This window comes from Novosphingobium anseongense (assembly GCF_037482895.1).
In the GTDB taxonomy this organism is placed as follows: Bacteria; Pseudomonadota; Alphaproteobacteria; order Sphingomonadales; family Sphingomonadaceae; genus Novosphingobium; species Novosphingobium anseongense.
This window is the reverse complement of sequence record NZ_JBBHJZ010000001.1, coordinates 1,142,743-1,164,553: the sequence shown is the minus strand read 5'-3', so window position 1 is coordinate 1,164,553 and position 21,811 is coordinate 1,142,743. Positions and strand designations below refer to the sequence as shown.

General features: G+C 66.1%; 24 protein-coding genes and 1 tRNA gene. 16 read left to right on the top strand and 9 right to left on the bottom strand.

Going from position 1 to position 21,811, the window contains the following annotated elements; genetic code table 11:
* The first annotated feature begins 1 nt into the window (after position 1).
* The 6 genes from WG901_RS05620 (at position 2) to WG901_RS05595 (ending at position 4,973) form a co-directional block, all read left to right on the top strand.
* The gene (locus WG901_RS05620; protein WP_339586020.1) at positions 2–463 is read left to right on the top strand and encodes a DMT family transporter; all 462 of its coding nucleotides are present in this window, start codon (positions 2–4) and stop codon (positions 461–463) included.
* Between the two features lie 68 nt (positions 464–531).
* Complete coding sequence (locus WG901_RS05615; RefSeq protein ID WP_339586019.1) at positions 532–2,553, top strand: acetyl-CoA carboxylase biotin carboxylase subunit; 2,022 nt, start codon at positions 532–534, stop codon at positions 2,551–2,553.
* Position 2,554: 1 nt separating this feature from the next.
* A complete protein-coding gene (locus WG901_RS05610) occupies positions 2,555–2,926 on the top strand; it encodes a tRNA-binding protein (protein ID WP_339586018.1) in 372 nt (123 codons plus the stop codon).
* A gap of 57 nt (positions 2,927–2,983) precedes the next feature.
* Entirely contained in the window at positions 2,984–3,688 is a 705-nt protein-coding gene (locus WG901_RS05605) for a DUF2490 domain-containing protein (protein WP_339586017.1), read from the top strand.
* Positions 3,689–3,730: 42 nt separating this feature from the next.
* Positions 3,731–4,516, top strand: a complete 786-nt coding sequence (locus WG901_RS05600) for an acyl-CoA thioesterase (protein ID WP_339586016.1) — start codon at positions 3,731–3,733, stop codon at positions 4,514–4,516.
* A gap of 22 nt (positions 4,517–4,538) precedes the next feature.
* A complete protein-coding gene (locus WG901_RS05595) occupies positions 4,539–4,973 on the top strand; it encodes a DUF488 domain-containing protein (protein WP_339586015.1) in 435 nt (144 codons plus the stop codon).
* On the opposite strand, the gene WG901_RS05590 is transcribed toward WG901_RS05595, so the two are convergent.
* On the bottom strand, positions 4,970–6,364 hold the full coding sequence (locus tag WG901_RS05590; protein WP_339586014.1) for a peptide MFS transporter: 1,395 nt from the start codon (positions 6,362–6,364) through the stop codon (positions 4,970–4,972). The two genes, WG901_RS05595 and WG901_RS05590, sit on opposite strands and share 4 nt — an antisense overlap.
* Positions 6,365–6,586: 222 nt before the next feature.
* Here WG901_RS05590 and WG901_RS05585 point away from each other — a divergent pair, with 222 nt between their 5' ends.
* On the top strand, positions 6,587–6,967 hold the full coding sequence (locus WG901_RS05585) for a response regulator (RefSeq protein WP_339586013.1): 381 nt from the start codon (positions 6,587–6,589) through the stop codon (positions 6,965–6,967).
* Here WG901_RS05585 and WG901_RS05580 read toward each other — a convergent pair.
* Positions 6,964–7,506: a pseudouridine synthase gene (locus WG901_RS05580; RefSeq protein ID WP_339586012.1), complete on the bottom strand. Its 543-nt coding sequence runs from the start codon at positions 7,504–7,506 to the stop codon at positions 6,964–6,966. The two genes, WG901_RS05585 and WG901_RS05580, sit on opposite strands and share 4 nt — an antisense overlap.
* Before the next feature lie 45 nt (positions 7,507–7,551).
* On the opposite strand from WG901_RS05580, the gene WG901_RS05575 reads away from it, so the two are divergent.
* Positions 7,552–7,932 carry a ribonuclease HI gene (locus WG901_RS05575; RefSeq protein ID WP_339586011.1) on the top strand — a complete coding sequence of 127 codons (381 nt, stop codon included), beginning with the start codon at positions 7,552–7,554 and terminating at the stop codon, positions 7,930–7,932.
* Positions 7,933–7,965: 33 nt separating this feature from the next.
* Here WG901_RS05575 and WG901_RS05570 read toward each other — a convergent pair whose 3' ends face one another.
* The 3 genes from WG901_RS05570 to WG901_RS05560 all read right to left on the bottom strand — a co-directional run bounded on the left by WG901_RS05570 (position 7,966) and on the right by WG901_RS05560 (position 12,129).
* Positions 7,966–10,302, bottom strand: a complete 2,337-nt coding sequence (locus WG901_RS05570) for a TonB-dependent siderophore receptor (protein WP_339586010.1) — start codon at positions 10,300–10,302, stop codon at positions 7,966–7,968.
* A 139-nt stretch (positions 10,303–10,441) separates the two neighbouring features.
* Positions 10,442–11,548 (bottom strand): 3-dehydroquinate synthase, encoded by a 1,107-nt coding sequence (gene aroB, locus WG901_RS05565; protein ID WP_339586009.1) that lies wholly within the window; start codon positions 11,546–11,548, stop codon positions 10,442–10,444.
* Complete coding sequence (locus tag WG901_RS05560) at positions 11,539–12,129, bottom strand: shikimate kinase (RefSeq protein WP_339586008.1); 591 nt, start codon at positions 12,127–12,129, stop codon at positions 11,539–11,541. The genes aroB and WG901_RS05560 overlap by 10 nt, the downstream gene beginning before the upstream one ends.
* 89 nt (positions 12,130–12,218) lie before the next feature.
* Here WG901_RS05560 and WG901_RS05555 point away from each other — a divergent pair, with 89 nt between their 5' ends.
* From WG901_RS05555 to WG901_RS05545, 3 genes are read left to right on the top strand one after another with little or no spacing between them, the layout of a single operon-like run.
* The gene (locus WG901_RS05555; protein ID WP_339586007.1) at positions 12,219–12,365 is read left to right on the top strand and encodes a hypothetical protein; all 147 of its coding nucleotides are present in this window, start codon (positions 12,219–12,221) and stop codon (positions 12,363–12,365) included.
* Positions 12,362–14,245 (top strand): hypothetical protein, encoded by a 1,884-nt coding sequence (locus WG901_RS05550; protein WP_339586006.1) that lies wholly within the window; start codon positions 12,362–12,364, stop codon positions 14,243–14,245. The genes WG901_RS05555 and WG901_RS05550 overlap by 4 nt, the downstream gene beginning before the upstream one ends.
* Positions 14,242–15,135 (top strand): tyrosine recombinase, encoded by an 894-nt coding sequence (locus WG901_RS05545; RefSeq protein ID WP_339586005.1) that lies wholly within the window; start codon positions 14,242–14,244, stop codon positions 15,133–15,135. Before WG901_RS05550 ends, WG901_RS05545 begins: the two co-directional genes overlap by 4 nt.
* A 102-nt stretch (positions 15,136–15,237) precedes the next feature.
* Here the strand turns inward: WG901_RS05545 and WG901_RS05540 are convergent, their stop codons facing one another.
* Both WG901_RS05540 and WG901_RS05535 read right to left on the bottom strand, forming a co-directional pair.
* Positions 15,238–15,402 (bottom strand): Flp family type IVb pilin, encoded by a 165-nt coding sequence (locus tag WG901_RS05540; protein ID WP_339586004.1) that lies wholly within the window; start codon positions 15,400–15,402, stop codon positions 15,238–15,240.
* Between the two features lie 94 nt (positions 15,403–15,496).
* Positions 15,497–15,679, bottom strand: coding sequence for a Flp family type IVb pilin (locus tag WG901_RS05535; protein WP_339586003.1), 183 nt, complete (start codon positions 15,677–15,679; stop codon positions 15,497–15,499).
* Positions 15,680–15,761: 82 nt separating this feature from the next.
* On the opposite strand from WG901_RS05535, the gene WG901_RS05530 reads away from it, so the two are divergent.
* On the top strand, positions 15,762–16,244 hold the full coding sequence (locus WG901_RS05530; protein ID WP_339586002.1) for a (deoxy)nucleoside triphosphate pyrophosphohydrolase: 483 nt from the start codon (positions 15,762–15,764) through the stop codon (positions 16,242–16,244).
* Positions 16,235–16,311, top strand: a tRNA-Arg gene (locus WG901_RS05525). The genes WG901_RS05530 and WG901_RS05525 overlap by 10 nt, the downstream gene beginning before the upstream one ends.
* A 237-nt stretch (positions 16,312–16,548) precedes the next feature.
* Here the strand turns inward: WG901_RS05525 and WG901_RS05520 are convergent.
* Positions 16,549–17,193 carry a Crp/Fnr family transcriptional regulator gene (locus WG901_RS05520; protein WP_339586651.1) on the bottom strand — a complete coding sequence of 215 codons (645 nt, stop codon included), beginning with the start codon at positions 17,191–17,193 and terminating at the stop codon, positions 16,549–16,551.
* 315 nt (positions 17,194–17,508) lie between these two features.
* The gene (locus WG901_RS05515) at positions 17,509–18,039 is read right to left on the bottom strand and encodes a nuclear transport factor 2 family protein (protein ID WP_339586001.1); all 531 of its coding nucleotides are present in this window, start codon (positions 18,037–18,039) and stop codon (positions 17,509–17,511) included.
* 136 nt (positions 18,040–18,175) lie between these two features.
* On the opposite strand from WG901_RS05515, the gene WG901_RS05510 reads away from it, so the two are divergent.
* From WG901_RS05510 to WG901_RS05500, 3 genes are read left to right on the top strand one after another with little or no spacing between them, the layout of a single operon-like run.
* Positions 18,176–19,669, top strand: coding sequence for a phospholipase D-like domain-containing protein (locus WG901_RS05510; protein ID WP_339586000.1), 1,494 nt, complete (start codon positions 18,176–18,178; stop codon positions 19,667–19,669).
* 32 nt (positions 19,670–19,701) lie between these two features.
* Complete coding sequence (gene folE / locus WG901_RS05505; protein ID WP_339585999.1) at positions 19,702–20,319, top strand: GTP cyclohydrolase I FolE; 618 nt, start codon at positions 19,702–19,704, stop codon at positions 20,317–20,319.
* A gap of 37 nt (positions 20,320–20,356) precedes the next feature.
* Positions 20,357–21,787 (top strand): hypothetical protein, encoded by a 1,431-nt coding sequence (locus WG901_RS05500; RefSeq protein WP_339585998.1) that lies wholly within the window; start codon positions 20,357–20,359, stop codon positions 21,785–21,787.
* Positions 21,788–21,811: the final 24 nt, after the last annotated feature.

Below are 21,811 nucleotides of genomic sequence, written 5' to 3'. Positions count from 1 at the left end.
GTTGCAGACCAACCCCGCCAGCTTTCTGGGGATAGCGGCGATGATGTTCGTCGTGGGCGTCAGCATTCCGCTGATGGCTGCGCTGAACGGCGGGCTCGGTCGGCAGATCGACAGCCCTTATGCGGCGACCTTCCTGCTGTTCTGCTTTGGCTTGGTGCTGTCGTTCGGGCTGATGATGGTCAACGGCGGCTTCCCCGCGCTCGCGAAGTTCCGCGGCATTCCGCCGTATTTCTATCTCGGCGCGCTGGTGGTGGTCTCCTACATCGCCTCGATCACCTGGGCGGGGCCGCGCATTGGCGTGGGCAATGCGGTGTTCTTCGTGCTGCTCGGCCAGGTCGTCGCGGCGGCGACGGTCGATCACTTCGGCCTGCTCAGCGCGGCGCAGGCGGCGATCACGCCGCGGCGTCTGCTGGGCATCGTCGTCATGGCGCTGGGTGTCTACCTGGCGCGAAAGCCGGTTTGAGCGTCAAAGATTTTTAGAATAGTTCGTGCCGGCTGCATCGCGGCAGGCACAGAAGAGAAGGGTAGGACGTGTTCAAGAAAATCCTCATCGCCAACCGCGGCGAGATCGCCTGCCGGGTCATCAAGACCGCGCGCCGCATGGGCATCGCGACCGTGGCCGTCTATTCGGACGCCGACGCGCGCGCGCCGTTCGTGCAGATGGCCGACGAGGCCGTGCACATCGGCCCATCGCCCGCCGCGCAGTCCTACCTGATCGCCGACAAGATCATCGCCGCCTGCAAGCAGACCGGCGCCGACGCGGTCCATCCGGGCTATGGCTTCCTATCCGAGCGCACCAGCTTCGCCGAAGCGCTGGCCGCCGAGGGCATCGCTTTCGTCGGCCCGCCGGTCAACGCGATCGCCGCGATGGGTGACAAGATCGAGTCCAAGAAGCTCGCCAAGGCCGCCGGCGTCAACGTCGTCCCGGGCTTCGTCGGCGAGATCGAGGACACCGAGCACGCCGTCCGCATCTCGAACGAGATCGGCTATCCGGTGATGATGAAGGCCTCGGCCGGCGGCGGCGGCAAGGGCATGCGCCTGGCCTACGACGAGAAGGACGTCCGCGAGGGCTTCGAGGCGACCAAGCGCGAGGGCCTGAACTCGTTCGGCGACGACCGCGTCTTCATCGAGAAGTTCATCCTCAACCCGCGCCACATCGAGATCCAGATCCTCGGCGACAAGCACGGCAACGTGCTCTACCTCAACGAGCGCGAATGCTCGATCCAGCGCCGCCACCAGAAGGTCGTCGAAGAGGCGCCTTCGCCCTTCGTCACCGAGAAGATGCGCAAGGCCATGGGCGAGCAGTGCGTCGCGCTGTCGAAGGCCGTGGGTTACTACAGCGCCGGCACGGTCGAGCTGATCGTCTCGGGCGCCGACCCGACAGGCGAGAGCTTCTATTTCCTCGAGATGAACACGCGTCTCCAGGTCGAACACCCCGTCACCGAAGCGATCACCGGCGTCGACCTCGTCGAGCAGATGATCCGCGTCGCCGCGGGCGAGGAACTGTCCTTCAAGCAGAAGGACGTGAAGATCGAAGGCTGGTCGATCGAGAACCGCGTCTATGCCGAAGACCCCTATCGCGGCTTCCTGCCCTCGACCGGGCGCCTGACCCGCTATCGTCCGCCCGTCGAAGGCTGGACCGATGACGGCCAGGAGAACGGCCGCCGCGGCGTCGACGGCATCCGCGTCGACGACGGCGTCTACGAAGGCGGCGAAGTCTCGATGTTCTACGATCCGATGATCGCCAAGCTGATCACCTGGGGCAAGACGCGCGACGAAGCGGCCGATCTCCAGGTCGCCGCGCTCGACTCCTTCGAGATCGAAGGCCTGGGCCACAACATCGATTTCGTCTCGGCGATCATGCAGCACCCGCGCTTCCGCTCGGGCGAGCTGACCACCGGCTTCATCGCCGAGGAATATCCCGAGGGCTTCCACGGCGCCGCCGCTTCGGACGAGCTGCGCACCAAGATCGCCGCGGTCGCGGGCTTCGTCGCCACGGCCCGCGCCGACCGCGCGCGCCAGATCGACAACCAGCTCGCGCATCACCTGCCGCCGCCGCACGAATGGGCGGTCAAGATCGGTGCCCGGACCTTCGCGGTCACCTTGGGCGACGAGGAAGTGACCGTCGACGGCGAAGTCGTCGACCTGGTCATGGAATATACCCCCGGCGACAAGCTGATCCAGGCCGAGATCGACGGCGAGCCGATCGGCATCAAGATCGAGCCGACGCGCACGGGCCTCAAGGTCACGACGCGTGGCGCGATCCACAAGGTCGAGGTCCTGCCGGCTTCGATCGCGCATCTTGCCGGCCACATGATCGAAAAGATTCCGCCCGATCTCTCGCGCTTCCTCATCTGCCCGATGCCGGGCCTGCTCGTCTCGCTGAACGTCCAGGAAGGCGACAAGGTCGAGGCTGGCCAGCCGCTCGCCGTGGTCGAGGCGATGAAGATGGAGAACATCCTGCGCGCCGAGAAGTCGGCTACGGTCAAGAAGGTCAACGCCAAGGCCGGCGAGAGCCTGGCCGTCGACGCGATCATCCTCGAGCTGGAATAAGGTGCATCTCGACCACGACCCAGCCGCGCCCCCCGAAGATACGATCGATTTCGCAGACTTCCTGCGGGTCGACATTCGGGTGGGCACGGTGGTCGCGGCCGAGCCCTTTCCCGAGGCGCGCAAGCCCAGCCTCAAGCTGCGCATCGACTTCGGGCCAACGATCGGCGTGAAGAAGAGCTGTGCGCAGATCGCCGCGCTCTACGATGCCGAGGCGCTTGTCGGCCGGCAGGTCGCGGCAGTGGTGAACTTCCCGCCGCGGCAGATCGGCAAGGCGCTGTCCGAAGTGCTGACCCTGGGCTTCGCCGATACCGAAGGCAGGGTGGTGCTGTTCGCGCCCGACCAGGCCGTGCCCAACGGCTCACGGCTGTTCTGATCGGCGGCGTTGGGATTATTTCGTAACGCTGGAGTAACGCGATTGTAAGGCGGCGACATGAATAGGGTGACTATGCTTGACCCGCGTTCTCTCGCCATTCTTTCGCTTGCCGCCGCGGCACTGGCTGCCATGCCCGCGCGCGCAGAAACCCGGCACGACGCCCAGGTCTGGCAACAGACCGTGGCCCAAGGGCCGATCAAGGACGATCTCGTCTTTTTCCTCGAGCTCCAGCCGCGCTTCGGCAACGACGCGTCCGAGCTGTCGCAGATGATGCTGCGCGGGGCGGTCGGCGTGAAGCTCTCCAACAAGGTCAGCGTCTACCAGGGCTATGCGAATGTCCGCACCCGGCCTGCGGGTGGACGCGAGACGCGCGAGCATCGCTCGTTCCAGCAGGTCAACTGGTCGCTCGGAAAGCCGGCGGGCATCGCGCTGTCGTCGCGTACGCGGCTCGAACAGCGCTGGCTGTCGACCGGCGACGACACCGGCTGGCGCGTGCGCCAGATGATCCGCGCGGCCGTGCCCGTGAAGAAGGGCAGCAAGGTCGCACTGCTCGGCTGGGTGGAGGGCTTCGTGGCGCTCAACGACACCGACTGGGGGGCGCGCGGCGGCTTCGATCGCGTGCGCAGTTTCGCCGGGGTCGAGCTGCCGCTATCGGGCAAGTCGACGGTCGAGACCGGCTATCTCAACCAGTACGTCAAGACGCCGGTCGGCCGCGATCAGATGGACCATGTGTTCGCGGTCAACCTGATGCTGCGGCCCTAGCCGGCTTGTCCGCTTCCCCTCGGTCGTGCCAAGGGGGGGGCCATGTCGACAGCCTTCTCCGAAATCCTGGCCGCCGCGGGCGGCGAGCCCGGCCGCCGCACCTACCGCGTTCCCGAGGACTGGCATCAGGGGCGCACCGCCTATGGCGGCTTCTCCACCGCGCTCGCCCTGGCGACCGCGATCGAATTGGGCGAAAGCCTGCCCCCGCTGCGCTCGGCCCAGGTCTCGATGATCGCGCCGGTGTTCGGCGAGGTGACCGTACACGCGCGCCAGATTCGGCGCGGTCGCAATGCCACCTGGATGGCCGCCGAAGTCCTGCGGGACGGCGAAGTCGCTTTCACCGCGAGCTTCGTCTTTATGGGGCCGGTCGCGAGCGCGGTCCACGTCGACGACTGCCCGGTGCCTGCGGGGCTGATCGCACTCGATGAGGCCAAGGGCTTCGAGAACGACCGGGCGCCGTCGTTCCTGCGCCACAATTTCGACGTGCGCTTCGCGGTCCCGCGCAGCGACGACAAGCGTCCCGAGCAGTGCTGGTGGGTGCGCGCGCGCGACCGTGTTGGGCTCGATCCGATGGTCGAGCTCGTGCTCTGCGCCGATGCCCTGCCGCCGGGCGTGATGTCGCTGCTGGGGCCCAAGACGCCGGTGAGCACGATGCAGTGGCAGGTCAATCTGCTGACCCCGGCGCCGGTGACGCGTGACGGCTGGTGGCTGCTGCGCTCGACTGGCGACTATGCCGAGGCCGGCTGTTCGAGCCAGCGCATGGCAATCTGGAACGCCGAGGGCGCGCCGATGCTGTCGGGCCTACAGTCGGTGGCCTTGTTCGGCTGAGCCCACTCCCCACTTTGTTGGCATGCCCACGATCTGGACCATCGGTTACGAACAGGCGCGCATCGACGACGTGACCGCAGCGCTTTCCGCGGCCGGCGTCGAAGTGCTCGCCGACATCCGCTACCTACCGCTGTCGCGTCGGCCCGGCTTCTCGAAGTCCGCGCTCGCCACGGCCATGGGGGAGACGGGGATCGCATATCGCCACATGAAGCAGTTGGGTACGCCGGCCGAGGGCCGGGCGGCGGCGCGCCGTGGTGATCATGCGACCTTGTCCAAGGTCTACGCCGGCCAGCTCGAACTCCCCCAGGCGATGGCGGCAATGGCCGAACTGCGGGAGCTTGCCTGCGAGAAACGCGTCGCGCTCCTTTGCTATGAGCGCGAGGCGCGCGAATGCCATCGCAGCCTGCTGATCGACGCGCTGCTGTCCGACTTCGTCGTGGTCGACCTCAAGCCTTAGGCGAGCGCGACGTCCTCGGGCGCGGCTTCGCGCAGCAGCCGGGGCGCGACGAGCAGCTTGTACAGCGTGAAGGCGACGAGGCCCACGCCCGCGGCGCCGATGTGCAGCAACCAGAAGGTCGTCGTCGGCATCGACGAGTACCAGCCGCCGACCGTGCCGACGACCTTGTTCGCCGCGAAGAAGGACAGATAGTAGATGCCGAGCACGGTCGCGTTGATCGCCTTGGGCGCGAGGCGCGAGAACAGCGCCAGGCTGACGGGCAGAATGTGCGAGAAGGCGATCGAGTTGAGCAGGTGGAACATCACCGGCCAGAACAGCCCGATCTTGCCGTCGCCCTGTGTCGCCGCGGCCATGAACAGGCAGGCGCCGCCGGCCATCGAAAACAGGCTGCCGATGATCATCTTGGTGAAATCGTCGGGCTCCCGCCACTTGGTGCTCCACCACTTCCAGAACAGTGCGACGGCGACCAGCATCGAGAAGCTGAAGGTGGCGTCGATCGTAATCATCCAACTCGTCGGCAGGGTCTGGCCCATGAAGGTCAGCTGGAAGTGCTCGTCAGCCCAGACGAGATAGGCGTTGAAGATTTCCTGGTTGGTCAGCAGCGACATCGCCAAGATTGGCACGAGCAGGATCACCGCGGTCAGACGCAGCCAGTCGTTGCCCTGCATCTTCGCGCGCTCGGCCTTGTTCTGCTTGGAGGGGCGGTTGTCGGCGGGCAGCCAGCGCGCGGCGCCGAGGTAGATCAGAAGGCCGATCACCATGACCACGCCTGCGGCGCCGAAGCCCCAGTGCCAGCCCATCTTCTCGCCCAAGGTGCCCGAGACAAGCGGCGCGGCGATGACGCTGACGTTGATCGCGATGTAGAAGATCTGGAAGGCCATCGCGCGTCGCAGGTCGCTCTCGGAATAGAGCTCGCCGACCTGGCTGGCGATGTTGCCCTTGAACAGCCCGACGCCGACGACGAGCGATAGCAGCGCGAAGAGGAACGAGCCCTCGAAGGCCATGAGGAAATGCCCGAGCGCCATGATCAGACCGCCGAGGATCAGGGTGGTGCGGCGGCCGAGCCAGCGGTCGGCGATCACGCCGCCGAGGATCGGGGTCAGGTAGACCAGCGCGGTGTAGTCGCCGAACAGCGCCGAGGCGAGCGGCTGTCCTTCTAGCCCGGTGTAATAGTTCGCCCGCAACCAATCGAGCCCGATCACCCCCCCGATATGCTCGGGCAGCAGCAGATACTTGACCATGTAGAGCACGAGCAAGGTCTGCATCGAGTAGTACGAGAACCGCTCGCAGCCCTCGACGACGGCCAGATAGCCGAGGCCCTTGGGATGGCCGAGGAAAGCGGTATCGTGGGGATTTGGGGCGAGTTCGGGGGTGGCTTCGGCCGCGGTCATGCGCTCTCCGGTGAAATGCTTACAGTGCTGTTAGCAGTGTCGGCGCACAGGGCAAGCGGTGCGATGCGACCGCAGACTTTGTCCGATCGCTCGATCCGGCGCGCGAATCGCTCCGGCCGCGGCTGAAAGGGGCGGGACTCGCTCGCAGGAGGAACCCTCGGCTCTGCGGCTGCGTTGGCCACGAATACGCGGGTCTCGGAGGCAAGCTTGGGAGCAAATGCCGTGGAAAATGCCCAACCCGTGATTCTCGTCGTCGACGACGAGCCGCTGACTCGGCTCTATGAATGCGATGTCGCCGAAGAGGCTGGCTACCTGACTGTAGGGGCGTTCAGCGCCGAAGACGCGATCATGGAGCTGGAGGGACCGACCGAGTTCCAGGTCATGCTCACCGACGTCGAGATGCCCGGCGGGCTCGACGGCTTTGCCCTCGCCAGAACCGTGCAGGAGCGCTGGCCCGAAGTGAGGATCGTTATCACCTCGGGCGAGCCCGACTATGCCGATCAGGCCGAAGAGTCGGATCTCACCTTCGTCGCCAAGCCTTTCACGCCCGATCAACTGAACTCGGCGCTACAGGCCAGGGCGTCCGGTCCAGATCGCAGCTAGGCCGGGCGCCAAGCCCCGGGGGCCAGATCGTCGAGCGACCAATCGCCGACGCGCCATCGTACGAGCCGCAAGGTGGGATGGCCGATCGCCGCGGTCATCCGCCGGACCTGGCGGTTGCGGCCCTCACGGATCGTCAGCCTGATCCAGGTGTCGGGCACGGTCTTGCGGAACCGCACCGGCGGGTTGCGCGGCCAGAGGTCCGGGTCCGCAATCCGTTCGACCTCGGCGGGGCGGGTGGGGCCGTCCTTGAGCATGACGCCCCGGCGCAGGTCTTCCAGCACCTGTTCGCTAGGATCGCCTTCGACCTGCACGAGATATGTCTTGGCCGTTTTGAACTTCGGGTCGGCGATCCGCGCCTGCAGTCGGCCATCGTCGGTGAGCAGCAACAAGCCTTCGCTGTCGAGATCGAGCCGTCCGGCCGGATAGACGCCGGGTAGGTCGATGAAGTCCGACAGCGTCGGTCGCGGCGTGGGAGAGCGGCTGTCGCTGAACTGGCAGAGCACCCCGTAAGGCTTGTTGAACAGGACCAGTCGCGACATGGTCGGCCTTTGCCACGTCATGGCGACCAGACCAAGGGGCCGAAAATGCCGTCGCGCTTGAAAGTGTTCTTCGATGGCGGTTGCCGGCCCAATCCCGGTGCGATCGAGATCGCCGTCGTCGCGGGCGGGCAGGTCTACCTGCGCACCGATATGGGGGAGGGCACCAACCAGGACGCCGAATGGCTGGCACTGATCGAGGCGCTATGCCTGGTGCAGACGCTCGGCACCCGCGACGTCGTGCTGCTGGGCGATGCGGCCTCGGTCATCGGGCCAGCGACCGGCGCCGTGAAATGCCGCGGCGCCGCGGTCGGCCACCTTCAGACTTTGCGCGATCTGTCAGGGGAGGCGGGTCTGCCGCCGATCCGCTACGTCAAGCGATCGCAGAACCTCGCGGGGATCGCCCTCGCCAGGCTGCATCCCCGCTGAGGCGGGGCGGCCCGTCAACCGCCCCGATCGTTCTCACCACTTGTAGCGCAGCGAGCCAACCACGGTGCGCGAGGCGCCGAAGTAGCACGAGTTGCTGAACGGACAGGCCGATATGTGCTCCTTGTCGAACAGGTTCTGCGCGTTGACTGCCAGGCTCAGCCCATTGAGCGAAGGCGCGGCACGGCCGAGGTCGTAGCCGATCATCGCGTCGAACAGGGTGAAGGCATTTGTCTTGAACATCTCGAAGGTCGTCACGCTGTTGATCACCTTGTAGATGGTCGAGCCGTAGGACCCGTCGACATAGCGGACGCCCGCGCCGAGCTTCAGGCCCGCGAGCCCGCCCTGGCGATCCTTGTTCGCGCCGAAGTCGTAGGACAGGAAAGCCGAGGCCTGCCACTTCGGCACGCCGAGCGCTGGCGTGCCTGTGGTTGAGGGCGTGCCGGCATTGCCGAGCCGGGTCGCCGTGGCCGTGACCGGCGCGACGGCGGGCGTGCCCTGGGTGATCACGGCATCGGTGTAGGAGCCCGCGAAGATCACGTCGAAGCCCGGCGTAATCTCGCCGCGGCCCTCGATCTCGACGCCGCGCACGCGGGTCTCGCCGATCTGCACCTGCGAGTTGGTCGGGCGGCCGCCTGTGCCGGCCAGCGGATCGCCGACGGGCACGTTCTGGCGCTTGAGGTCGTAGACGGACAGGGTGAATAGCGCCTGCACGCCCTGTGGCTGGAACTTGAGGCCGGCTTCCCACATCTTGCCCGTGGTCGGCACGAAGAGGTTGCCGAGGTAGTCGGTGCCCGCCTGCGGCTCGAAGCTTTCCGAATAGCTGACATAGGGCGAGAGACCGAAGGCGAATTCGTAAAGCGCGCCGAGGCGCATCGTGAAGGCGGTCTGCGACAGCGGCGTCACGGTGTTCGGCGTGGTCTTCTTGTTGATCGTGCGCTGCTCGAACCAGTCCCAGCGGCCGCTGGCGATCAGGTTGAGCCGACCGAGCTTCATCTGATCCTGGATATAGACGCCCGTCTGATCGCGCTTGCTGATCGTGTTGACATAGGCGGCCGATAGCTGGGTCAGATCGTAGGCTGGGATCGACCGGCCATAGACCGGCGCGAAGAGGTTGAGGTTGGGGATCGAGGTCAGCGGATTGGTCGTCTGGCCCGTGTTGAACTGCTGGAAGTTCTCGCCGGTGATACGCAGGTAGTCGATCCCGACCAGGACGTCGTGCTCGACGCCGAAGGTGGCGAACTTGGCATTGAGGTTGTTGTCGATCGTCAGCGTGTCGAAATCCTCGTCGGCGCCGCCGCCGCCGCGCAAGATGTTCGCGTAGTCGGTGTTGATGTTGAGCCCGGCGCCCGTGGTCAGGAAGCCGCCGACGTAGATCTGACGGTAGTTGAGCTTGTTGTTCTGGAACCGGAAGTTCGTTCGCCAGGCCAAGTGCTCGTTGAACTCGTGGCGGAAGAAGGCGGAAACTGACTTGGCCTTGTGGTCGTAGACCTCGTAGCCCGGTTCGCCCGTGTTGATGTGGAGCGCGATCTTGCCGGCGGTGCTGGGCAGGACCGTACCGTAGGCCGGCACGCCCGAATAGCCGCCCCCCGAGGGTGCGTGCTGGTAAGCGGCGATCACGGTGATGCTGGTCTGATCGTCGGGCACGAAGGCGATCGACGGGCTGACGTGCCAGCGCTCGCTGAAGGTCTGCTTGGTGAAGCCGTCGCCCTTCTGCCAGCCGCCGACCAGGCGCACGCGCCACTTGGCGTCGGCATCAAGCGGCTGGTTGACGTCGCCGACGGCGCGGAAGAAGTCGTAGTTGCCTGCCTGCGCTTCGAAGCTGCCCGAAGCCTCGGCCTCGGGCTTCTTGCTGGTGATGTTGATCAGGCCGCCCGGCGTGCCGTTGCCGTAGAGCACCGAAGCCGGGCCCTTCATGATGTCGATCTGGGCGATGCGGTTGAAGTCGGTCTGTGGCGTCGAATAAGGTCCCGCGATCGAGCGCATGCCATCGACGAAGATGCCGGGCGCGAAGCCGCGCAGGACCATCTGGTCGTAGCGGGTGACGGTGCCGCCGCGCTGGTTGACCGCGACGCCGGCAACATAGCTGAGCGCCTGGTTGAGCGAGATCGCGTTGCGACGCTCGAGCTCTTCGGCGTCGATCACGGTGATCGTCTGCGCGGTTTCGATCAGCGGGGTCGAGGTTTTCGTGCCCGAGGCGACTTCGGCGGCGCGCAGGCCGGTGACGACGATCTGCTCGTCGCTGGTCTCGGCCTCGGCGGCATGGGCGGTCGAGCCCGTCGCGAGGAGGGCGGCCGCGAAAGCGGCGCGGGACAGGTCAAGGCGCCAGCTCGCGGTCGAACGGCGCCGCGGCGCGGCGGAAAGATTGATCATCGATTGCCCTCATTTCTTATAATGCGACTGATTCGCATTCGCGCTTAGAGGGCGAAAAGTTGTGAGGCAAGATGCGCAGGCGCCTGAATCCAGCGAGTCGCTGTAATCCAATGAAGATTTGACGGTTTGAAAGCAGCGCTCAGCGCCGCAGTTCTTCCTCGAGAAACACCGCGACATCGTCGAGCGCGACGTCCTTGGCTAGGAAGGTCTCGCCGATCCCGCGCATCAGCAGGAAGGGTAGGGTGCCCGCGTCCATCTTCTTGTCGTGCAGCATGTGCGTCACGAGATCGCGGCCGTCGCAGTCGAGGCGGAGTTGGGCGATCTCGCTCTTCATGCCGATTTCGGCGAAATGGCGGGCGACGTGATCGGCGCTCGAGCGGGGCATCAAGCCGCGCCGCGCCGAATAGCGCGCGGCGAGCACCATGCCGAGTGCGACCGCTTCGCCGTGAAGTAGCGCGTCGGAAAAATGGGTCTGCGCCTCCAGGGCGTGACCGAAGGTGTGGCCGAGGTTGAGCAGAGCGCGCAGGCCCTTCGTCTCGAACTCGTCTTCCTGGACGATCTTCGCCTTCGCCCCGACGCTGTAGGCCACGGCATATTCGCGCAGGGCGGCATCGCCGGCGAGCATCGCCGCGCCGTTGCCGTCGCACCAGGCGAAGAAATCGGGATCGGCGATCAGGCCGTATTTGACGACCTCGGCATAGCCCGCGCGCAGTTCGCGTTCGGGCAAGGTGTCGAGCACGGCGAGGTCGGCGAGCACGAGCGAGGGCTGGTGGAATGCGCCCACGAGGTTCTTGCCCGCCGGCGTGTTGATCGCGGTCTTGCCGCCAACCGAGGAATCGACCTGGGCCAGCAGGGTCGTAGGCAATTGGATGAACTGGCAGCCGCGCTTGAGGATCGAGGCTGCGAAGCCGGTGAGATCGCCGATCACACCACCGCCGAGCGCCAGGACGTGGTCGCCGCGCTCGACCTCGCCTTCGAGCAGCCAGTCGACCGTCGCGGCCAGGTGCTCCCAGGACTTGGTGGCCTCTCCCGCCGGAAGGATGCGCCAGTGCGGCTCGTGGCCGTTGTCGGTCAGCGCGCCATCGATCACCGCGCCCCAGGCGGCGTGGACATTGGCGTCGGTTACGATCGGCACGCGCCGCTTGCGCAGCTTGCCGCGGCAATTGTCGACGAGTTCGGCCAGGAGGCCGGCGCCGACGCGAACTTCGTAGGGGCGGCCCGCGATGTCTACCGGGATTACAGCCATTGTCCGATCCCCTGCAAAACCTTGGCGATGGTGCGACCGTGCGGGCCGCTGCCGCTGACCACGTGGATCGGCGCCTGGGCATAGGCCTCGCGGCGTTCGTCGCGCAGGCGGGTCAGCGTCTCGCGCGGATCGCCCTGCTGGAGCAGCGGGCGGTTGTCCTTGCGCGCGGTGCGCTCGATCAGGGTGTCGATGTCGCTGTCGAGCCAGACCGCGATCGCGCGTTCGAGGATCAGGCTGCGCGTCTCGGGATTGACGAAGGCGCCGCCGCCGGTAGCGATGACCCGTCGCGCTCCCGAGCCGTTCGGGCCTTCCTGCTGGATCAGCCGGGCAATGACACGGCGTTCGCCGTCGCGGAAATAGGCTTCGCCGTGCGTGGCGAAGATTTCGGGAATGGACATCTGCGCAGCGCGTTCGATCTCGTCGTCGGCGTCGACGAAAGGCCAGTGGAACAGTGTCGCAAGCCGCTTGCCCACGCTCGACTTGCCCACGCCCATCATGCCGACGAGCACGACCGGGCGATCGATGCGGCGCGCCATGGCCTCGATCTCGCCGGTGGAGAGCTGGGAATCTTCAACGTCCATTGCAGGCCCGCCTATAGTTAGGCTACTCGGCAGCGCAAGGTCGGCCCCAAATGCGATGGACGCCGATCCGGTCTAGCGAAGGTGTGCGAGTGACGGTGACGATGGGCAAGGGCAGGCTGTTGATCGGCGTGGCCGCAATCGTGCTTATGGTCCTTGCCTACGCCTGGATCGATGGCGGCCGCGAGCCGGTGCATTCGATTTCGCAATCCATTCCCGTGCCGGAGATCGTCAAGTGAAGCCGCTGCATCTCCTGCTCGGAACCGCCCTGGCGCTGACCTCGGGTTGGGCGCTGGCGCAGAAGGCGCCCGAATCGCTACTCCCGCCGGGCTTCGACGAGCCCGCGCCCAAGGCGCAGACGCCGCGTACCGAGCCGGTGCGCACGCCGGCACCGCGTCCTGCAACGAGCGCAACTAGCGCGACGAGCGCCGCTGCCAGTCCGTCCTCCACTGCGACGGCCGTCGTGCAACCGATCCCGGTTGAGACCGCGCCGCGCGTCTCCTCGGCCGCCGTGGCTGCGGCATCGGCGAAGCTGCCCTCGCTCGAAGAGCTCGAGCGCATGACCCCCGAGCAGCTCGAAGAGGCGCTCGACCTTCGCCCCAAGTCCGACATTCCGCCCGCGGCGCGCCGTTCGATGGAGCAGGTCGGTCTGCTCGATCAGCGCGAGGGCGGCCTTTCGCCGACCTCGCTGGCCGGTCAGAACGCCTCGCTGGTTCGCGCCGCGCTCGCTGGCAACAAGGGCAGGCTCGTATCGCGCTGGGGGCATATCCTGCTGCGCCGCGCGCTCGCCTCGCGGCTCGACGCGCCCACCCAGATGAATCCCGCCGACTTCGCTGCACTGCGCGCCGCGTTGCTCGTGCGGATGGGCGAGGGCGATGCCGCGCGCGCGCTCGTGCAGGACGTCGATACCGGCAACTACACACCCGACCTGACCCGCGCCGCCTTCGACGCTTACGTGGCGACGGCGGATTTCACCGGCTTCTGTCCGGCGCTGGCGCTACAGGGCACGACCGGCGGCGATGCCCACTGGGAAATGGCCAAGGCGATCTGCACGGTCTTCCAGGGGGACGGCACGGCTGGCCTGGCACAGCTCGACCGCGCGCTGAACCGCGGTCAGCAGCCGCGCATCGACGTGCTCCTGGCGCAGAAATATGCGGGCGCTGCCGGCCGCGCGCGCCGTGCGGTGACGATCGAATGGGACAAGGTCGAGGACATGACGCCGTGGCGTTACGGCCTGGCGATCGCCGTGGGGCTGACGCCACCCGCGCCGCTTATGCGCGGGGCGGACGTTCGCTACGACTATATCACTGCGACCGCGCCGATGGTCGGCCTGCCGGCGCGTGCGGCCGCGGCCGATCGGGCCGGCGCGGCCGGCATCCTGTCTAGCCAGGCGATGATCGACCTCTACGGCCAGATCTATGCTGCCGACGATATCACCGGCGAATGGTCGGAACGCGCGTCGTTGCTGCGCGACGCCTATGTCGCGGCGGAACCGAGTGCGCGGCTCGGTGCGATGGAGCAGCTCTGGAGCGGCACGGCCGATGCGGAACAGCGCTATGCACGCCAGGTTTTGACCGCCTACGCTGCCGCGCGCCTGCCCGTTGGGCCCGACCTGGCCGCCAAGGCTTCGGATCTCGTCGCTTCGATGCTCGCGGCGGGGCTCGACGCCAATGCCCTGCGCTGGTCGAACGAGGCGGAACTCGGCAGCGAGACCTGGGCGCTGCTCGTACTCGCCGCGCCAGCGCGTTCGCAGCCGGTGTCGTCCGGATCGATCGAGACGTTCCGCGACGGCGACGACAGTGAGGGCACGCGCAAGTCGGCTTTTCTCGTCGCTGGCCTGGCCGGGCTCGGACGGATCAGCCCGGAGGTCGCCAAGAATCTCGCCCAGGGCATGGAATTCGATCTGGCGCGCCAGACCCGTTGGAGCCGCTTGATCGACCAGGCAGCCGAGGTCGACAACGCGACTTTGGTGGCCCTGCTCGCCGGTGTTGGCATGCAGGGGGACAGCTGGGCGAAAATGACCCCGCTCCACCTCTATCACATCGTCTCGGCGCTCAATCGCGTCGGCCTCGCCGCCGAGGCGCGCATGATCGCCGCCGAGGCCGTCGCCCGGGCGTGACCGGGGGCGGCTCCGCGCGGCCCGTCGACGCATTCCTCGCCATGCTCGCCGCCGAACGCGGTGCCGCCGCCAATACCCTGCTCGCCTACCGCCGCGATCTCGATGCGGCGGAAGAGGCTGTCGGTGATCTCGTCCGGGCCGATGCGTCGGCGCTGGCGGGACTGGGCAAGGTCTGGGCCGATCTTGCGCCGTCGAGTCTCGCGCGTCGTTGCTCGGCGCTGCGCCAGTTCTACGGGTTCCTGATCGACGAAGGCCTGCGCGACGAGGATCCCTCGCCGGTGCTGCCACGCCCCGCGATGCGGCGGCCGCTACCGCGCCTGCTGTCGCACGGGGAGATCGAAGCGCTGTTTCGCCGCGTGGAGGATGAGGCGGCGAGCGATCGCGCCGAAGCGGTACGCCTGCTCGTTCTGCTCGAACTGCTCTACGGCTCGGGCTTGCGGGCCAGCGAACTCGTCGCCCTGCCGCTGGCCTCGGTGCCGCGCGATGCACCGTTCCTGACGGTCACGGGCAAGGGTGGACAGCAGCGGATGGTACCGGTGAGCGGCAGGGCGCGGGCAGCTCTGTCGCGCTGGCTGGCGCTACGTCCCGCGGGCGGGCGCCAGCTGTTTCCATCGCGCGGGGCGCAAGGGCACCTGACCCGGGTTCGCCTTTTCCAGCTCCTGCGCGAACTGGCCGCACGGGCCGGGATCGATCCCGCGAAGATATCGCCGCACGTGTTGCGCCATGCCTTCGCCACGCATCTGCTCGAAGGTGGTGCGGATCTCAGAGTGCTGCAGACGCTGCTCGGTCATGCCGATATCAGCACGACTCAGATATACACCCACGTCGACAGTGCACGTCTCGTCCAACTGGTGAACGCGCGCCATCCACTGGCGCGGCACGAGGAATAGCCGCGAGGCGCGGTCGGATGAAACATCGCTAACTCGCGCAACCGTAAAGGGGCGACAGGTTGCCCTGCCGCCCCTCAGCGTTTCCGTAAGGATCGAGGTCGCTTAGACCTTCATGCTTACCGAGGTCTTCGCGAACGTCGACGAGAGCTGGCTACCCAGACCCTGCATGGCCGAAATCGCGGCAACGGCGATGAGAGCGGCGATCAGGCCGTACTCGATGGCGGTCGCGCCCTTTTCGTTGCGGACCAGCTTCTTGATGAACTTCATGGACAGTCTCCTGGCTTGCAGTCTTCGATTACCCCATCCGTGCGCGTAAGCTTCCGGACGCTTTGTGAATTAGTTCGAAACAATTGATAATTACTTAACTCGCCTGCATGGCGGTGACGGATTTGGATTTGACCGCACCCCAGACGCCGCCATTCTCACCGGCCATCCCCTGCAGGGCGCCGAGCATCACAAGGACGATCAGCGCACAGATCAGGCCATATTCGATCGCCGTCGCGCCGCGCGTTTCCCCGAGCAATGTTCTCAGAAATGACAGCATGGTCTCGATACCCCTGGCTTCTCGCCGATCGTTGCCGTTGTCGCGGGGCAGGCTTAAGATTTCCTTTAGGAGACACCGACTCTTGAAAAATTTTTCGACACCTGTGCTTGTGGTCGCAGTGGCGCTTGTCGACGGGGAAGGGCGGATTTTGCTCCAGCGGCGGCGGCGCGGAAGCGAGCACGGCGGGCTCTGGGAATTTCCCGGTGGCAAGGTCGAGCCCGGAGAAAGCCCGCAGGGCGCCGCCGTGCGCGAGATCGAGGAGGAACTGGGGCTGCGGCTCGAGGCCGCGCGTCTCGAACCCGTCAGCTTTGCCAGCGACATCGACGTCCCGGAACCGCCACGCCGCTCCTATGTAATCTTGCTTTACACTTGCCGCCTTTGGGACGGCGTGCCCGAGTGTCGGGACGGCGAGGCGATCGCCTGGTTCCGGGGTGAGGAAATCGCCGAACTCCCCATGCCGCCGCTCGACTATCCGCTTGCGGAGGCGCTTCTGGAAAAAAACGCAAATAGCCGCTTGCCAACCCCGGAAGTCCCCCCTAGTGGGGGCCTCCCAACGCGCCCGTAGCTCAGCTGGATAGAGCATCAGACTACGAATCTGAGGGTCGGACGTTCGAATCGTTCCGGGCGCGCCAAGAGTTTCATGCCGTCCTTCGCAACATGCGGAGGGCGGCATTCTCTTTTGGTCTGCAGGCATGGGGGCACCGCAAGGTTTTGGTCCGCGATGCGGACTAGCGCCGCGCGGCCGCCACAGCATAGGTTATGGCGGCGAGCGGAAGAATCGGCATGGTTGCCGCATCGTCCGGGTCGCTCCTGGCATCGATCGCCGCGGAAGATCGCCGTTGCTCCTGCCGAGCGTCGGCGATCTTCGGCTAGGGAGCGGACGGGGGAAGCCAGGCCGCGTTGCGCATCAGTGTCCGTCGCGGGAAACCGGCCTGCTTGCGCAGTTCATCGAGATTGATGAGGTCGATCCGTTTGTGGTCGCGATGGATCAGCCCTTGTTGCTCGAGCCGGCTGAAGGTGCGGCTGACGTGAACCGCATGGAGGCCAAGGACGTCTGCGATCTGATCGAGCGTCAGCGGCAGTTCGAAGGACAAGGGCCAGTCGGGATCGAGCAGGCACAGGCGATCGTATATATGCAGCAGAAAGGCTGACAGGCGTTGAGCGCCGCGCCGCCGGCCGACCGACATGAGCCGCTCCATCAGAATGATCCGCTCTTCCTGCGCGAGCAGGAACATGATCATGGCCAGGCGAGGAGATTCGCGGAATAGGCGCGCGATCCCCTCCGGGGCGATCTTGCTGATGGTCACGTCGGTCAGTGCGGTCAGCGTGTCCGCCGCGGCGGTATAGCCCATGCTCGGCGCGCCCATCAGGTCGCCGGGAAGGTGCACCTTCACCACTTGGCGGCTGCCGTCGTCGAACGAGCCGCTGCTGGCCACCCAGCCGCTGTGCAGCATGAACACGTCGGGCTGATCGCCTTCGTGGCGGATCACCTTGTCGCGCGAATAGGAGGCCACATCGGCACCGAGGTGCCCCAGGGCATTCAGTTCGGCCTCGGTCAGGTCGGCGAATGCGACAAAGCGGTTAGGGGAGGTTGCGTGACGATGCGGGAAAGATCTTACATTGGTCGTCACAGGCCCTCGCACGAATAACGTGCGGATTTGGCCGGAAATTTTCAGTCGCGCTTTAATCTATGTTATGTGCTGCTCGAACACTTCCGCACTGTGGCTTTCTTCGCGCGCTTTTAGCCGTTCTGTATCGCCACGGTAGCGCGGGAGCATGAACTTGCATCCCGCGCGTCCGTAGTTGCCGCGAGCGGTTAGCCCGCCCGATCAAGCCAGTTTGAGCCGCTTGTAGCTCTCATCGTCGGGATAGCGGCCGCCGGGCTCGATCATGATGCCCAGCATGCCCTGCGACCAGTCGGCCGAATCCGGATAATGGCGAAACCAGTCGGTCACGACGAGACGCTTCATGATCCGCCATTCGTCACCGCGCTTTTCGAAATTGTCGACGTAGCGGCCCGCGCCGATCACGTCGTTCTTCTGGCCGTCCGGCGTATTGATGCGGTGGAAGCCATAGAAATAGGACTCAACGTCGGCCTTGTCGCCGTCGATCGCCATCAGCACGTTCGAGATGAAGTGCTGCGCCTGGTCCATCGAACCCATGACCGGGAACGCCCAGGCGATGAATTCCTCGGCATTGCCCTCGAAGCCCATGTGCTCGTCGATGCAGTCCGGCCAGTAGGCACTGCGCAGCATGTCGGCGTCGAGCCGATCCACCCCGCGCGAATAGCGGTACAGGCATTCCTTGATCGCCTCGCGATCGGCGAGCTCGTTGAGGATCTGGCTGGTCGGCGTGGTCATTCCGTCTCTCCCGCGGGCTCGTGGCCGTCTTCCCCGAGAATTCCTCGCGAGGTCGCAGATGACAAGTGCCGAGCCGTGCTCCATCTTGACTGTAGAGGACGGGTGAGGCTGTGCCTGTCGGCCAATGGGATTTTCGATGGGCGGTACGAAGGACGAGGAGGGATCGGCGAGCGCGTCGGTCTGGCGCTATGCGAAAGCCTCACGCGCGCACGTGGTCATCGATGCGGCCGCTTATTTCGAACTGATCCAGGAGGCGATGCTTCAGGCGCGGCAGCGCATTTTCCTGATCAGCTGGGACTTCGATTCGCGCATCCGCCTCGGGCCGGGCCGACGCTGGTGGAATCTTCCGCGGCGCGAAAGCTTTCCGGCTCGGCTCGGCGCCTTCATGGTCTGGCTGGCCAAGCGGCGGCCAGAGCTGCAGATCAAGTTGCTCGAATGGAACTTCGGCGCGCTCAAGTTCCTGCTGCGCGGCACGATGATCGTCGACGTCGCGCGCTTCTTCATGAACCGGTCGATCGACCTGAAACTCGATTCGGCGCATCCCCTCGGTTGCAGCCATCACCAGAAGATCGCGGTGATCGACGACAGGTTCGCGGTTTGCGGTGGCATAGACGTTACGTCGGACCGATGGGACACGCGCGAACACCTGCACGAGGATTTCCGCCGCCGACGCCCCAATGGCCGCCTCTACGGCCCTTGGCACGACATCACGATGATGCTGGAGGGCGAGGTCGCCGGTGCGCTCGGCGACTTGGGGCGCGAGCGCTGGAGCTTTGCGGGAGGCGAGGACATGCCGCCCTGCGAGCCGCAGACGGAAAGCCCCTGGCCGGCTGGCCTCGCAGCCGAATTCACCGATGTCGAGATCGGCATCGCGCGCACCCGAGCAGCTTACAACGGCTGCCCCGAAGTGCGTGAGATCGAGGAACTGTTCGTCGAGCAGATCGGGCGGGCCAAGCGGTTCATCTATGCCGAAAGCCAGTATTTCGCTTCGCGCCGGATTGCCGAAGCGATCGCCCATCGCGTCGCCGAGCCCGATCCGCCCGAGATCGTCCTGATCAACCCGGTGACCGCGCATGGCTGGCTCGAGCAGCAGGCGATGGACACGGCCCGCGTTCGCCTGCTCCACGCGATCGGCGAGAAGGACCACAAGCGGCGCTTCCGCGTGTTCGTGCCGCTGACCTCGGGCGGCACGCAGATCTACGTTCACGCCAAGTTGCTGATCGTCGACGACGAGATCGTCCGCGTCGGCTCGGCCAACATGAACAACCGTTCGATGGGTCTCGACAGCGAATGCGACGTGTTCATCGACGCGGCGCGGCCTGGCAACGGCCATATCGGTCCGGCGATCCAGGGTCTGCGCTACTCGCTGCTTGCCGAGCATTGCGGCGTGACGATCGACGGTCTCACGACTGCGATCGAGCGGCACGGATCGATGATTGCGGCGATAGAATCGCTCCCGCGGGAAGGTAAACGGCTGGAACCCTTTGTCTTGCGTCCGCTTACGGAAGCTGAAAAGACGATAGCAGATAGCGCTTGGCTCGATCCCGAACGGCCCGACGAGATGTTCGAACCGATCGGCGAGAAGCGCGGATTGTTCAGGCGGGGCGGTATCCTGCGTCGCCCCCGATAGACTGTGTGCGGAAAGACTTAGAAAGAGGATCGATGAGCAAGCATCAGGATCACCATCACGACGGAGACGACGGCCCGCTGAGCAAGCTGCCGGTACCCGATGACGTGCAGGACGCGATCCGCACCCTTATTCGCTGGGCGGGCGACGATCCGAGCCGCGAGGGCTTGATCGAAACGCCTGCGCGTGTCGCGCGCGCCTGGAAGGAATATTGCCAGGGCTATGCCGAGGATCCGGGTGTGCACCTCGCCAAGGTGTTCCACGAGGTCGGCGGCTACGAGGAGATCGTGCTGCTCAAGGACATCCCGTTCCAGTCGCATTGCGAGCACCACATGGCGACGATCACGGGCAAGGCCTCGATCGCCTATCTGCCGCGCAGCCATGTCGTCGGCATTTCCAAGCTCGCGCGCGTGCTGCACGGCTTCGCGCAGCGGCTGCAGATCCAGGAGCGTCTGACCGCCGAGGTCGCGCAGTGCATCTGGGATCATCTCAAGCCGCAGGGCGTCGCCGTGGTGATCGAGGCGCAACACGGCTGCATGACCGGCCGTGGCGTGCGCACGCCCGGTGTCGCGATGATCACCAGCCGGCTGATGGGCGTGTTTCTCGAGGACCAGTCGAGCCGCAAGGAAGTGCTGAGCCTGATGGGCTATTGATCGGTTCGTCGATAAGGGTTGGACGCAAGGGGGCGTTTTGAGCGAGAGCACGAACGCCTTTGGCCAGGTGCGCGGCGTCGTCGCGGCCTGGCTCCTCGCGCTCGCACCTGCCGCGATGCTGGCGGTGCTGCTGGTCCGCCCGATATGGGACGTCGACGTCTTCTGGCAGCTCAAGCTGGGCGAGCTCATCCTCGCGAACGGGGCTCCGCTGGCGAGCGAGCCCTTCGCCGCCAATCACCTTGGCGAGCCGATGCCCGCCTTCGCCTGGCTTGGGCAGGCGATCATGGCGGCGGTGCGCCTGGCTGCCGGCTGGACCGGCTTGCGGATATTCGATGCGCTGTGTTGGCTCGGCGGTTTTTTCGCGATTGCCGCGGCATGCCGGCGGCGGAGCTGCTCGGCCGCTGGCGTCGTGCTCGGCCTGGCCATCGCGCTCTTCACTGCGCTGCCGACCGCAAGCCTGCGTCCGCAGAGCTTCGCTGTTCTCGGTTTCGGGCTGCTGCTGGCGCTTCTGCGGCTCGAGCTTCGGCCCTGGCGCACCGCGCTGTTCGCGCTGCCGCTGTTCGTGATCTGGCAGAACCTGCATCCTTCGGTCAGCGTTGCCGCGATCGCCTTGGGGACTCATGCGGCCTGGGGGTGGTGGGAATGGCTGCAGAAGCGCGGCGCTGCCCCTTGGGAGACGACCCTGCTGGCCGGCATGGCGGCGGCGGCTATGCTGGCGACGCCCGACGGCTGGTCGATCCTTGCCTGGTCGGGCCAGAACGCGCGGGCGAGCGTGGCGATGGGCGTCAGCGAATGGCTGCCGCTGTGGGATGCGCTCAACCGCTATGGCGCGGTGCCCGTGCTGCTCATCGCGGTGGTCGTGACCTGGCTGCTGCTGCGCAATCCCCACCGTATCGATCCGCGCGAACTGGCGGTAACGATCGTTTTCTTCGCGATGACGGTGATTGCCACACGGTTCGTGCTGTTCTGGGCGATCACGCTGATCCTTGTGATCGCGCGCGCCGTGCCGCCGCCGCCCGTCGAGCGCCGTCTGCCCGCCGTCATCGCGCCGCTCGCGCTGTTGGTCGTTGCCATCGCGGTGCCGCTGCTGCGGCCGACGCATTTCGAGGCGACGATCCCGCTGTCGGCGATCGATCGGCTCGAGGCGGCGCAGGTCCGCGGCACGGTCTTCGCGCATTTCCCCTGGGGTGGTCCGGTGATCGATCGCGGCCATCCCGATCGCCGCGTGGCCTTCGACGGGCGCTACTATCGCTACGCGCCGGCCGAATGGGATCTCTATCGCCGTGTGAGCTGGGACAGGGTGCGCCTGGCCGAAATCGAGCGCCGCTATCATCCCGCGGCCTATGTGCTGAGCCCCGAGTGGAACCGCGCGCTGATCGCCGAACTGCGGGCCGACAAGCGCTGGCAGGTGCTGTTTGGCGATCGCGTGGCCGTGGTCTTCAAACGCAAATCGGGCGCGACACCCTAGGGTATCGCGCCCGACCGTTTTGCT

Excerpts from the sequence above, each read along its gene's own strand:
- WG901_RS05510 (WP_339586000.1), top strand. The coding sequence starts at position 18,176 with ATGGGCGGTACGAAGGACGAGGAGGGATCGGCGAGCGCGTCGGTCTGG.
- aroB (WP_339586009.1), bottom strand. The coding sequence starts at position 11,548 with ATGGCTGTAATCCCGGTAGACATCGCGGGCCGCCCCTACGAAGTTCGC.
- folE (WP_339585999.1), top strand. The coding sequence starts at position 19,702 with ATGAGCAAGCATCAGGATCACCATCACGACGGAGACGACGGCCCGCTG.
- WG901_RS05515 (WP_339586001.1), bottom strand. The coding sequence starts at position 18,039 with ATGACCACGCCGACCAGCCAGATCCTCAACGAGCTCGCCGATCGCGAG.
- WG901_RS05535 (WP_339586003.1), bottom strand. The coding sequence starts at position 15,679 with ATGCTGTCATTTCTGAGAACATTGCTCGGGGAAACGCGCGGCGCGACG.
- WG901_RS05605 (WP_339586017.1), top strand. The coding sequence starts at position 2,984 with ATGAATAGGGTGACTATGCTTGACCCGCGTTCTCTCGCCATTCTTTCG.
- WG901_RS05590 (WP_339586014.1), bottom strand. The coding sequence starts at position 6,364 with ATGACCGCGGCCGAAGCCACCCCCGAACTCGCCCCAAATCCCCACGAT.
- WG901_RS05560 (WP_339586008.1), bottom strand. The coding sequence starts at position 12,129 with ATGGACGTTGAAGATTCCCAGCTCTCCACCGGCGAGATCGAGGCCATG.
- WG901_RS05600 (WP_339586016.1), top strand. The coding sequence starts at position 3,731 with ATGTCGACAGCCTTCTCCGAAATCCTGGCCGCCGCGGGCGGCGAGCCC.
- WG901_RS05540 (WP_339586004.1), bottom strand. The coding sequence starts at position 15,402 with ATGAAGTTCATCAAGAAGCTGGTCCGCAACGAAAAGGGCGCGACCGCC.
- WG901_RS05575 (WP_339586011.1), top strand. The coding sequence starts at position 7,552 with ATGCCGTCGCGCTTGAAAGTGTTCTTCGATGGCGGTTGCCGGCCCAAT.
- WG901_RS05570 (WP_339586010.1), bottom strand. The coding sequence starts at position 10,302 with ATGATCAATCTTTCCGCCGCGCCGCGGCGCCGTTCGACCGCGAGCTGG.
- WG901_RS05595 (WP_339586015.1), top strand. The coding sequence starts at position 4,539 with ATGCCCACGATCTGGACCATCGGTTACGAACAGGCGCGCATCGACGAC.
- WG901_RS05580 (WP_339586012.1), bottom strand. The coding sequence starts at position 7,506 with ATGTCGCGACTGGTCCTGTTCAACAAGCCTTACGGGGTGCTCTGCCAG.